This window comes from Luteimonas sp. 8-5, assembly GCF_029763755.1.
Classification (GTDB): domain Bacteria; phylum Pseudomonadota; class Gammaproteobacteria; order Xanthomonadales; family Xanthomonadaceae; genus Cognatiluteimonas.
In genome coordinates this window covers 1-10,527 of record NZ_JARUVM010000080.1, presented here as the reverse complement: position 1 = coordinate 10,527, position 10,527 = coordinate 1, and the positions used below count along the sequence as shown (strand labels likewise).

Genomic DNA, 10,527 nt, shown 5'->3' with positions numbered 1-10,527 from the left:
CACGGCATAGCCGAGGTGGCGATCGGGGGGGAGCGTGTTGGGCAGGATGTCGAGGTCGCGGGCGTAGGCCGGACCGTCGGCGGGCAGCGACTGCGCCGGATCGAGCTTGAGCACGCGCGGCGACAGCGCCGCCAGGCCAAGCTGCGCGGCCAGCGCATCCGGGCGCAGGGCGATGGCGAGCAGGGTGCCATCGGCCTGGGCCACTGCCGGCGCCGTGGCCAGCCCCGGCGACGGCGGCGGCGACAACAATCCCGAGACCTGCGTGGTTTCCCGCGGCAGCGGCACCGCGGGCAGCGTGCGGTCGCCGGGCAAGGGCAGCCAGCCCAGTTCCACCAGCAGCGGCGTGCCCTGCGTGGGCACGAACACGCGATAGGCGCGTACGCCGGGACGCTGTTCCCTGCCCTGGTTGTCGAGCACGACCGGCGGCAGCGTGGCGAACCGGCCGCTGCCGGCGCTCCAGTCGTAATTGCCGCTGCGCGCGGGATCAGCGGCAGAGGCCAGCGGCTGCGCCTGGCGCTGCTCGAGCACCGAGGACACCGCATCGAGCATCGCCTGCTTGGCGTGCATGCGCTCGAGCTGCCACAAGCCGAGGCGGGCGAAGAGCGCGATGCCGGCCAGCGCCAGCAACCAACCGATCAGGAGATTTCCGCGGCGACTCACGCCCGCGCCGTCCATGCCTGCGATAATGGGGCCGCGCCGCTCCGGCGCGCCCTGCCCGCCGCCACCATGAACGACTCGCTCAAGACCCTGCTGATCGTCGCTTTCCTGGTGGTCATCGTCTGGAACCTCGGCGCCGGGCTGTACTACATGCTGGTCGACAAGGGCACGACCAAGCGCACCGTGAACGCCCTGACCAAGCGCATCGCGCTGTCGGTCGCCTTGATCCTGCTCGTCGCCCTGTCCATCTACATGGGATGGATCACGCCCCACGGCGTGGGCGGTTGAGCCCCGCGCTTACAGCACGTAGACGAACAGGAACAGGCCCAGCCACACCACGTCGACGAAGTGCCAGTACCAGGCCACCGCTTCGAACGCGAAGTGGTCCTCGCCGCTGAAGTGGCCCTTCAGGCAGCGCAGCCAGATGATCGCCAGCATCAGCGTGCCCAGGGTCACGTGCGCACCGTGGAAACCGGTGAGCATGAAGAACGTCGAACCGTAGATGCCCGAACCCAGGGTCAGGTTCAGCTCGTGGTAGGCGTGGATGTATTCCTCGGCCTGGAAGAACAGGAACGTGCAGCCCAGTAGCACGGTCAGGCCCAGGAACACGAGCAGCTGCTTGCGGTGGCCGGCCTTCAGCGCGTGGTGCGCGATGGTGACGGTGACGCCCGAGGTCAGCAGGATCAGCGTGTTGAGCAGCGGCAGGCCCCACGCGGGAATGATCTGGAAGTTGCCGCCGATCGCGCCCGGGCCGTTGCTCGGCCAGCCGCCGGCGAACTCCGGCCACAGCAGCGCGTTGGTCATCACGCCGTCGCCCTCGCCGTTGAGCCACGGCATCGCGTACTGGCGCGCGTAGAACAGCGCGCCGAAGAACGCGGCGAAGAACATGACCTCGGAGAAGATGAACCAGATCATCCCCATCCGGAACGACACGTCGACCTGCTTGTTGTAGTAGCCGCGCACCGACTCGGTGATGACGTCGGCGAACCACTTGAACAGGATTGCCGCCAGCGCGGCGACGCCGATGAAGAAGGTGGTCTTGCCCCAGGTCGCCTCGTTCAGCCAGCCGGAGAAGCCGACGAACAGGATGAACAGTCCGACCGAGGCGAACACCGGCCAGCGGCTGCCATGCGGAACGAAGTAGACGTTCGCGTCGTGGGCGTGCGTATCGTGGGCTTGGGCCATGGTCTTCCGGTCTCGCTGCTGGTCAGGACGCGTCGCCGAGCTGGTCGGTCAGCGCATCGTTCTTGAAGAAGGTGTAGGACAGGGTGATGGTGTTGATGTTGTCGGGCAGGTTCGGGTCGACGATGAAGCGCACCGGCATGTCGCGCGACTCGCCCACTTGCAGCGTCTGCGCGGTGAAGCAGAAGCATTCGGTCTTGCTGAAATAGCCCGACGCGCGCGCCGGCGCCACCGAAGGCACGGCGTTGCCGACGATCGGGCGGGTGCCGTCGTTGCGGGCGAAATACAGCGCTTCGTACTGCACGCCCGGCTGTACCCGCATGGTCAGCTGCTCGGGCTCGAACGCCCACGGCAGCTTCGAATTCACGCCACCATCGAACTGCACGGTGATCCAGCGTTCGGACACCGGCGTGCCGGCCTTGGCCGCGGCTTCGGAAGGGCCCTGCTCCAGGCGCACGCCGAACACCTTCTCGCACGCGATCCGGTACAGCGGCACCAGCGCGAAGGTGAAGGCGAACGCGCCCAGCGCGACGCCCAGCAGCTTGACGGTTCCGGAAGCCTTGCCCGCCATTACGCCGCCACCCTCCCCAGCACGCCGCTGAGGATGAAAGCCACGTAGATGGCCACCGCGATCGCCGCCGTCACCCAGACAGTGCGTCGCACGGCCTTGCGATTGGCGGCATCACGGATCACTCGTAGTCCTTCTCGATGATGTCGTCATGGGCGAGGTCGCCCGGACGCAGCACCGGCGGCACGGTGAAGGTGTGGTGCGGGGCCGGCGACGGCACCGTCCACTCCAGGCCGCGCGCGCCTTCCCAGGCACGGGCCTCGGCCTTCGGGCCGCTGCGCTTGGACTGCCACAGGATGAAGAACATCAGGAACGGCGTGATGAACATGCCGAACGCGCCGATCGAGCTGAAGAAGTTCCAGTCCGCGAACACCACGTTGTAGTCCGGGATGCGGCGCGGCATGCCGGCCAGGCCCAGGAAGTGCTGCGGGAAGAACAGCAGGTTCACGAACACCACCGTCCACCAGAAGTGGAACTTGCCGAGCGTCTCGTTGTACATGCGCCCGGTCCACTTCGGCCACCAGTAGTAGATGGCCGCGATGATCGCGAACAGCGCGCCGGTCACCAGCACGTAGTGGAAGTGCGCGACCACGAAGTAGGTGTCGTGGTACTGGAAGTCGGCCGGCACGATCGCCAGCATCAGGCCGGAGAAGCCGCCGATGGAGAACAGGATCACGAAGGCGATCGACCACAGCATCGGCGTCTCGAACGTGAGCGAGCCGCCCCACATCGTGCTGACCCAGTTGAACACCTTCACGCCGGTCGGGATCGAGATCAGCATGGTGGCGAACATGAAGTAGATCTCGCCGCCCAGCGGCATGCCCACCGTGAACATGTGGTGCGCCCACACGATGAACGACAGGAAGGCGATCGCCGCGATCGCGTACACCATCGCCTGGTAGCCGAACAGCGGCTTGCGCGAGAACGTCGGGATGATCTCGCTGACGATGCCGAACGCCGGCAGGATCATGATGTAGACCTCGGGGTGCCCGAAGAACCAGAAGATGTGCTGGTACATCACCGGGTCGCCGCCGCCGGCGGCGTTGAAGAACGAGGTCAGGAAGAACTTGTCGGTCAGCAGCATGGTGACCGCGCCGGCCAGCACCGGCATCACGCCCAGCAGCAGGAACGCGGTGATCAGCCAGGACCAGCTGAACAGCGGCATCTTCATCAGGTCGACGCCGGGGGCGCGCATGTTGAGGATGGTGGCGATGATGTTGATCGCGCCCATGATCGAGCTGATGCCCATCATGTGCACGGCGAAGATCGACATGGCCACGTTGGCGCCGCCCTGCAGCATCAGCGGCGGGTACATGGTCCAGCCGCCGGCCGGCGCGCCGCCGGGCACGAAGAACGTGGCCAGCAGCAGGGTGAAGGCGAACGGCAGGATCCAGAACGACCAGTTGTTCATGCGCGGCAGCGCCATGTCCGGCGCGCCGATCTGCAGCGGGATCATCCAGTTCGCCAGGCCGACGAAGGCCGGCATGATCGCGCCGAAGATCATCACCAGCGCATGCATGGTGGTGAGCTGGTTGAAGGTCTGCGGATCGAACAGCTGCAGGCCCGGCGTGGTCAGCTCGGCGCGGATGCCGACGGAGAACGCGGCACCGATGATCACCATGACGAAGCTGAAGAGCAGGTACAGCGTGCCGATGTCCTTGTGGTTCGTGGAGAAGAACCAGCGGTCGACGAACCCGGGCTTGTGGTCGTGGTGTTCGGCGGTGGCTTCGTACTGGGTGGACATGGCCTTACCTCGGCGGAAATTTTTGGCGTACTGCGTCGCGTTTCGGGATGCGGCGCCGGATTACTCGGCGGCCTGCGGGGCGGTGGTGGCGGCCTTCTGCGCGGCCAGCCAGTCGCGGAACTCGGCCCTGGGCACGGCCTTGACCACGATCGGCATGAAGCCGTGGTCCTTGCCGCAAAGCTCGGCGCACTGGCCGCGATAGACGCCCGGGCGGGAAATCTCGGTCCAGGCCTCGTTGACGATGCCCGGGATCGCGTCCTGCTTCCAGCCAAGCGCCGGTACCCACCAGGCGTGGATGACGTCGTCGGAGGTGATCACGAAGCGGATCTTGGTGCCGACCGGCAGCACCAGCGGGTTGTCCACGTCGCGCAGGTAGTGGGGATGCTCTTCGTAGGTCGGCTGGCGGCCGCTCTGGCGGATCTCGTCGCTCTTGCGGTCCAGGCGGCTGGTGAAGGCGTAGTCCTCGCCCAGGTATTCGTACTTCCACATCCACTGGTAACCGGTGACCTTGACGGTCATCGCCGAGTCGCGGGTGTCGTACTGGGCGATCAGCTTGGCGGTGGCCGGCCACGCCATGACGATCAGGATGATGACCGGGACGATGGTCCAGATGACCTCGGCCGTGGTGTTGTGGCTGAACTGGGCGGCGTTCGGGTTGCGCGAGCGGCGGAAGCGGAACATCGCCACGATCATGGCGCCGAACACGATGACGCCGATGGCCACGCAGACCCACAGCGCGAACATGTGCGCCTCGTAGGCCATCTGCGAGGTCTGGGTCACGCCCGGCGTCATGTTGAGCTGCCAGGCCACCGGCTCGGAGGGCTCGACCTCGCTGGCCGGCTGGGCCCATGCCACGAGCGGCAGCGCCAGCGCCGCGAGGGCGGACAGAACCTTGTATCGACCGGCTTTCATCAGTGCGAGCCCCACATTGCGTCAATGGTTGTGCGGACCGGCGCCCCAGGGAAAGCCGGTTCCAGCATTCGTTCGATCGGGCGGCGACCGCGCCGCCGCGGTCGCGAAAACCTAGGAATGGTAGCCCCGGGCCCCACCCGGCGGCAAGCCGAGGCCCGTGCTGCGCGGCCCGTGCTGACGCTAAAATGGAACCCTCTTCCCGCTTTCGGCCCGGGCATGTCCCCCCATCCCAGTACCCACGCGACACGGCGCGCGGCCATTACCGCGGCCTGGAGCCGCGACGAATCCGAGCACGTGCGCGAACTGCTCGCCGTGGCCCGCCAGCCGCGCGGCGACTGGAGCGACGCCGACCGCGCAGCGGTCCAGGACACGGCCGCCGGCCTGGTCCGCCGGGTCCGCGCCCGCGCCGCCGACCAGGGCGCGATCGAAGCCTTCATGCGCCAGTACGACCTGGGCAGCGAGGAAGGCGTGCTGCTGATGTGCGTGGCCGAGGCCCTGCTCCGCATCCCCGACGCCGAAACCACCGACAAGCTGATCCGCGACAAGCTCGGCGAAGCCGACTGGAAGCGGCACATGGGCCAGTCGGACTCGGTGCTGGTCAACGCCTCCACCTGGGGCCTGATGCTTACCGGCCACCTCGTGGACCTGGCCGACGAGACCCGCCGCGACGTGCACGGCGCCTTCAAACGGCTGGTTGGCCGGGTGGGCGAGCCGGTGATCCGACTGGCCGTGCGCCAGGCGATGAAGATCATGGGCCATCAGTTCGTGATGGGCCGCACCATCGGCGAGGCGCTGGAGCGCTCGCGCAAGGGCGACAACGCGAACTACCGCTATTCGTTCGACATGCTCGGCGAAGCCGCGCTGACCCAGGGCGCCGCCGACCGTTACCTGCAGGCCTACCGCAGCGCAATCGACGCCAGCGGCACCAGCGGCAGCTTCAGCGACGAGATCGTCGCGCCTTCCAGTTCGGTCAAGCTCTCCGCGCTGCACCCGCGCTACGAACACGCCAAGCGCGAACGCGTGCTGGCCGAGCTGGCGCCGCGCGTGCTCGACCTGGCCCAGCGCGCGAAGCGCCACCGCATCGGCATGACCATCGACGCGGAGGAAGCCGATCGGCTCGAGCTGTCGCTGGACGTGATCGAGGCCGCGTGGACGGACGCCTCGCTCGCCGGCTGGGACGGCTTCGGCATCGTCGTGCAGGCCTACCAGAAGCGCGCGCCGTTCGTGATCGACTGGATCGCCGGGCTGGCCCGCGAGCACGGCCGCCGCATCCCGGTGCGCCTGGTCAAGGGCGCCTACTGGGACAGCGAGGTCAAGCGCGCCCAGGTCGACGGCGTCGAGGGCTATCCGGTGTTCACGCGCAAACCCAACACCGATGTCAGCTACCTGGCCAACGCCGCGCGCCTGCTCGACGCGGGCGCGGCGATCTACCCGATGTTCGCGACCCACAACGCGCAGACAATTGCCGCCGTGCACCGGATCGCCAACGGCCGCCCGTTCGAGTTCCAGAAGCTGCACGGCATGGGCGACGACCTCTACGCCGAAGTGATCCCGGCCGCGCGCCTGGGCGTGCCCTGCCGCGTGTACGCGCCGGTCGGCTCGCACGAGGACCTGCTGCCGTACCTGGTGCGCCGCCTGCTCGAGAACGGCGCCAACTCCAGCTTCGTCAATCGCATCACCGACGAGGACGTCGCCATCGAGGACCTCGTGGAGGATCCGGTGGCCACGGTTTCCGCGTTCGACAGCATTCCCCATCCGCGCATTCCATTGCCACGCGACCTGTATCGCAGTTACGGCCTCGACCGGGACAACTCCATGGGCATCAACCTCGCCAACGACGACCAGCTGCGCGCGCTCGCCGCGCAGATCGCCGACGCCAACACCGCGCAGTGGCGCGCCACGCCGCTGGTGCCGGGCGCCAGCTCGTCGGCCGCGGCCATCGAGGTCACCAACCCGGCCGACCGCCGCCAGGTCGTCGGCCAGTGGCAGCCCGCGGACACTGCAACGGTGCAGAAGGCGCTGGACAATGCCGTCGCCGCGCAGCCGGCATGGGACGCGCTGCCCGCCGCTTCGCGCGCGGTGATCCTGGAGCGCGCCGCCGACCTGCTCGAGCAGCGCATGCCGCAGTTCATGGCGCTGTGCACGCGCGAAGCCGGCAAGACCATTTCCGACGGCGTGGCCGAAGTGCGCGAAGCGGTCGACTTCCTGCGCTACTACGCCGGCCAGGCGCGCACACTGTTCGGCGCGCCGGAGCAACTGCCCGGCCCGACCGGCGAGTCCAACACCCTGCAACTGGGCGGCCGCGGCGTGTTCGTGTGCATCAGCCCGTGGAATTTCCCGCTGGCCATCTTCACCGGCCAGGTCGCCGCGGCGCTGGCCGCCGGCAACAGCGTGCTGGCCAAGCCGGCCGAGCAGACCAACCTGGTGGGCTACTACGCCGTGAAGCTGCTGCACGAAGCCGGCGTACCCGAAGCCGTGCTGCAGTTCCTGCCCGGCGACGGCGCCACCGTCGGCGCCGCGCTCACCGCCGACCCGCGCGTGGCCGGCGTCGCCTTCACCGGTTCCACCGACACCGCCCGCGCGATCAACCGCGCGCTCGCCGGCCGCGAAAGCGGCCCCATCGCCACCCTGATCGCCGAGACCGGCGGCCAGAATGCGCTGATCGGCGACTCCTCCGCGCTGCCCGAGCAACTGGTCAAGGACGCGCTCGCTTCCGCATTCACCTCCGCCGGCCAGCGCTGCTCGGCCGCGCGCGTGCTGTACGTGCAGGAGGACATCGCCGACAAGGTGGTGCACATGCTCGCCGGCGCCATGGCCGAACTGCAGGTCGGCAACCCCGCGCTGCTCTCGACCGACGTCGGCCCGGTCATCGACAAGGACGCGCTCTGCCTGCTCGACGAGCACGCCGCGCGCATGCAGGGCGAAGCCAAGCTGATCGCCCGTGCCAAGCTCGACCCGGACACCACCGCGCACGGCACCTTCTTCGCCCCCAGCGCATGGGAACTGCAGTCGCTGTCGCAACTCACCCGCGAGAACTTCGGCCCCGCCCTGCACGTGATCCGCTGGAAGGCCAGCGAACTCGACCAGGTGGTCGACGCCATCAACGCCACCGGCTACGGCCTGACCCTGGGCATCCACTCGCGCATCGACGAGACCATCGAACGCATCGTCGCCCGCGCCAAGGTCGGCAACGCCTACGTCAACCGCAACCAGATCGGCGCCGTCGTCGGCGTGCAGCCGTTCGGTGGCCAGGGCCTGTCAGGCACCGGGCCGAAGGCAGGCGGCCCGCACTACCTGCCGCGGTTTGCGACCGAGAAGACAGTGACGGTCAATACCACTGCTGCGGGTGGCAATGCATCGTTGCTGACGCTAGGCGAGTAACCCTTGCCGGTCTCACGGTCACGCGGCTTCATTCACGAAGGATGTCGCGTGCAACCAGTCGCGGCGACCATGCCAGACGCGCAGGATTTCGATGGTATCGGCCCTCACCCGGTAGACGATGAGGTACGGCGTACGTTGAACGCTCCAATGCCGCGTGCCGGGTAGAAGGCCCGGCCGGCCGATGCTGGGCATTTGCATCAGTTGCCGGCTTGCTTGGAGGATACGGTCCGCCACCGCTTGTGCTGCGAATGGACTTTCGCGAGCGATATAGCCTTGCGCTTGGTCGAAGTCGATCAGAGCCTTGATCGACCACTCAAGCCGATGCATCCACGCCCCATTTGGCAAAAACCCGGCGAACGTCCTCTTCGCTGGCGAACTCACCCTTATCGGCAGCCGTGATCCCTTCCTGTACCGCTTTACGGAATTGCGCCTGCTCGATTACATCATCCCATGTCGCATCCGGCCCAAGCTGGTCGGCGAGCTCGTGGATTTGCTGACTTAAATTGGCCATGGCTGGACTCCGCGACTCGACTCACACCCATTTTAGCTCCATTCGAGTCCAAGAGCGCCCATGTAGACGGGCGGTCGCGAGAGTCGGAGAGAAGCCTCGCATTCTTCGGATCGTAAGAGCGCTGAACACTCTGACCCGACGCGGGTTCCGATTCCAACTGCGATCAACCCTAGACGCGGTGCGGCCTGCAGCGGCAAATGCCCTTGAAGGACCTCCTGCCATTCGGCAAAAATCCCTTGATGCCCTTTTCGCCCGCACGGACGCGCAGGCCAAGCGCCCTGGCTCCGGATCGGCAAGCAACTCGCCGCATCCCAGCTGCTCGGCTCGGCATCAGCCGCGCGAATGCCGGGGGATGTCAAAGATCGCTCCTTCTAGGCCTTAATCAAAGCCGTTAAAAAAGAGCAGAACTCGATCGAGGTTGAGGCCAAATGAACCTCACAACCCCTTCCCGTTCTTCAACGCTTTCCATCCCGCCGTGGTCAACCAAAGGCCGGCGAAGGTAAACACAACGCCAGCAATGTCCTTGTACTCGCCGAAAACAACAGGCAACCGACTCCCGGGCAGGAACCCTGTCTCACTCGATATCAGAGAAAGTCCCCAACTGATCAAAATGAGTCCCACAACGATGTAGCTCATTCGACAGCTCCAACAGCATCCGAAATTGCCTCATAGTCGACTCGTAACCGTCGACCGATCTCCGATCCGGCTGCGTTGATGTTCGACGTAGGTGGCTCGTTAACACCCAAGAACCCGGTAACAACCCCAGCGATGAGATCCGCAACCGCTACGGGGTTAGCGACACTTGCCGCTAGACCAGTGGCTGTTGCAGAGCTGAAGCCTGCGCCATTCAGCACCATCGAGAGTTCGCCCTCCACCGCTACTTGCGCCCTTACCGCAACGGAAGTGGTCGCACCATTTACAGCGTTCGCTGCCTTTGCTGTCGCTTCTACCACTTTTGGAGTGACCGTACGTACCGTAGCTGCTGTTGCGGCTGTCGCTCCGGATGCCGTGGCCAAACCCGCGGTCCCTCCGACAACAACCGGAGTAGCAACGATCTGCATCATGGTTGCATCGCCTCGATTCACCTGATCCAAAGGAATGCAACTACCATCCGAATGGCATGACTTTGGCGGCGATACCTGTCGTCCATCCGGATCCGTGAACTTGTATGGGTTGGCGTTTGCGTACCAATAGCGGTTGAACGGACCATTTGACGCAGTGACTGGATCTGTACTCAGGAAGCATCCGCACATCGGATCGTAATAGCGCTGCTGCATATACACGAGCCCCGTCGCGGCATCGGTGATGTGGCCGGTGTATCCCGGCCCATCCTGCATCGGCCGGTTGGCCATGAACCCATAAGGCTCATACTCGCTGCGCTGCAGCACGGTCTTTGCGCTGTTGGTCGTGGCCACCGGGCTGCCCAGCGCATCGGTGTGCTGGTAGGTCACGGTTTCGGTGCTGCTGCCGATCGGGCGGCTGCGTTCGGCGATCAGGCTGCCGCCCAGGTAGATGTACTGCCGGCGCCTGCTGCTGCGCTCGTCGCGCTGGAACAGGATCTGGCCGGACTGG

The 10,527-nt window shown here is 66.3% G+C and carries 12 protein-coding genes; 2 read left to right on the top strand and 10 right to left on the bottom strand.

The window, feature by feature from the left end; genetic code table 11:
* On the bottom strand, positions 1 to 660 hold a 660-nt coding region (locus QAA18_RS09205; RefSeq protein WP_279412634.1), incomplete at its 3' end, for an SURF1 family protein.
* Between the two features lie 66 nt (positions 661 to 726).
* Between QAA18_RS09205 and QAA18_RS09200 the strand changes: the two genes are divergently transcribed.
* Positions 727 to 945, top strand: a complete 219-nt coding sequence (locus QAA18_RS09200; protein WP_279412633.1) for a twin transmembrane helix small protein — start codon at positions 727 to 729, stop codon at positions 943 to 945.
* 9 nt (positions 946 to 954) lie between these two features.
* On the opposite strand, the gene QAA18_RS09195 is transcribed toward QAA18_RS09200, so the two are convergent.
* Genes QAA18_RS09195 through coxB form a run of 5 tightly spaced genes read right to left on the bottom strand, consistent with a single transcriptional unit; the run spans position 955 to position 5,063 of the window.
* The gene (locus tag QAA18_RS09195) at positions 955 to 1,842 is read right to left on the bottom strand and encodes a cytochrome c oxidase subunit 3 (protein WP_279412632.1); all 888 of its coding nucleotides are present in this window, start codon (positions 1,840 to 1,842) and stop codon (positions 955 to 957) included.
* 22 nt (positions 1,843 to 1,864) lie between these two features.
* Positions 1,865 to 2,410: a cytochrome c oxidase assembly protein gene (locus QAA18_RS09190; protein ID WP_279412631.1), complete on the bottom strand. Its 546-nt coding sequence runs from the start codon at positions 2,408 to 2,410 to the stop codon at positions 1,865 to 1,867.
* On the bottom strand, positions 2,410 to 2,532 hold the full coding sequence (locus QAA18_RS09185) for a hypothetical protein (protein WP_279412630.1): 123 nt from the start codon (positions 2,530 to 2,532) through the stop codon (positions 2,410 to 2,412). The genes QAA18_RS09190 and QAA18_RS09185 overlap by 1 nt, the downstream gene beginning before the upstream one ends.
* Positions 2,529 to 4,151: a cytochrome c oxidase subunit I gene (gene ctaD / locus QAA18_RS09180; RefSeq protein WP_279412629.1), complete on the bottom strand. Its 1,623-nt coding sequence runs from the start codon at positions 4,149 to 4,151 to the stop codon at positions 2,529 to 2,531. The genes QAA18_RS09185 and ctaD overlap by 4 nt, the downstream gene beginning before the upstream one ends.
* Positions 4,152 to 4,211: 60 nt before the next feature.
* Positions 4,212 to 5,063: a cytochrome c oxidase subunit II gene (gene coxB / locus QAA18_RS09175; protein ID WP_279412628.1), complete on the bottom strand. Its 852-nt coding sequence runs from the start codon at positions 5,061 to 5,063 to the stop codon at positions 4,212 to 4,214.
* Between the two features lie 216 nt (positions 5,064 to 5,279).
* Here coxB and putA point away from each other — a divergent pair, with 216 nt between their 5' ends.
* Complete coding sequence (gene putA / locus QAA18_RS09170) at positions 5,280 to 8,444, top strand: bifunctional proline dehydrogenase/L-glutamate gamma-semialdehyde dehydrogenase PutA (RefSeq protein WP_279412627.1); 3,165 nt, start codon at positions 5,280 to 5,282, stop codon at positions 8,442 to 8,444.
* An 18-nt stretch (positions 8,445 to 8,462) separates the two neighbouring features.
* Here the strand turns inward: putA and QAA18_RS09165 are convergent, their stop codons facing one another.
* The 4 genes from QAA18_RS09165 to QAA18_RS09150 form a co-directional block, all read right to left on the bottom strand.
* The gene (locus QAA18_RS09165) at positions 8,463 to 8,771 is read right to left on the bottom strand and encodes a type II toxin-antitoxin system RelE/ParE family toxin (protein ID WP_279412626.1); all 309 of its coding nucleotides are present in this window, start codon (positions 8,769 to 8,771) and stop codon (positions 8,463 to 8,465) included.
* Entirely contained in the window at positions 8,758 to 8,955 is a 198-nt protein-coding gene (locus QAA18_RS09160) for a hypothetical protein (protein ID WP_279412625.1), read from the bottom strand. Before QAA18_RS09160 ends, QAA18_RS09165 begins: the two co-directional genes overlap by 14 nt.
* 435 nt (positions 8,956 to 9,390) lie before the next feature.
* Positions 9,391 to 9,591, bottom strand: a complete 201-nt coding sequence (locus tag QAA18_RS09155) for a hypothetical protein (RefSeq protein WP_279412624.1) — start codon at positions 9,589 to 9,591, stop codon at positions 9,391 to 9,393.
* Positions 9,588 to 10,448, bottom strand: coding sequence for an RHS repeat-associated core domain-containing protein (locus tag QAA18_RS09150; RefSeq protein ID WP_343226750.1), 861 nt, complete (start codon positions 10,446 to 10,448; stop codon positions 9,588 to 9,590). The genes QAA18_RS09155 and QAA18_RS09150 overlap by 4 nt, the downstream gene beginning before the upstream one ends.
* Between the last annotated feature and the right edge of the window lie 79 nt (positions 10,449 to 10,527).

What these genes read in the sequence shown, in the direction of transcription:
- QAA18_RS09195 (WP_279412632.1), bottom strand. Translation starts at nt 1,842, where the DNA reads ATGGCCCAAGCCCACGATACGCACGCCCACGACGCGAACGTCTACTTC.
- QAA18_RS09200 (WP_279412633.1), top strand. Translation starts at nt 727, where the DNA reads ATGAACGACTCGCTCAAGACCCTGCTGATCGTCGCTTTCCTGGTGGTC.
- ctaD (WP_279412629.1), bottom strand. Translation starts at nt 4,151, where the DNA reads ATGTCCACCCAGTACGAAGCCACCGCCGAACACCACGACCACAAGCCC.
- QAA18_RS09155 (WP_279412624.1), bottom strand. Translation starts at nt 9,591, where the DNA reads ATGAGCTACATCGTTGTGGGACTCATTTTGATCAGTTGGGGACTTTCT.
- QAA18_RS09160 (WP_279412625.1), bottom strand. Translation starts at nt 8,955, where the DNA reads ATGGCCAATTTAAGTCAGCAAATCCACGAGCTCGCCGACCAGCTTGGG.
- QAA18_RS09165 (WP_279412626.1), bottom strand. Translation starts at nt 8,771, where the DNA reads ATGCATCGGCTTGAGTGGTCGATCAAGGCTCTGATCGACTTCGACCAA.
- coxB (WP_279412628.1), bottom strand. Translation starts at nt 5,063, where the DNA reads ATGAAAGCCGGTCGATACAAGGTTCTGTCCGCCCTCGCGGCGCTGGCG.
- QAA18_RS09190 (WP_279412631.1), bottom strand. Translation starts at nt 2,410, where the DNA reads ATGGCGGGCAAGGCTTCCGGAACCGTCAAGCTGCTGGGCGTCGCGCTG.
- putA (WP_279412627.1), top strand. Translation starts at nt 5,280, where the DNA reads ATGTCCCCCCATCCCAGTACCCACGCGACACGGCGCGCGGCCATTACC.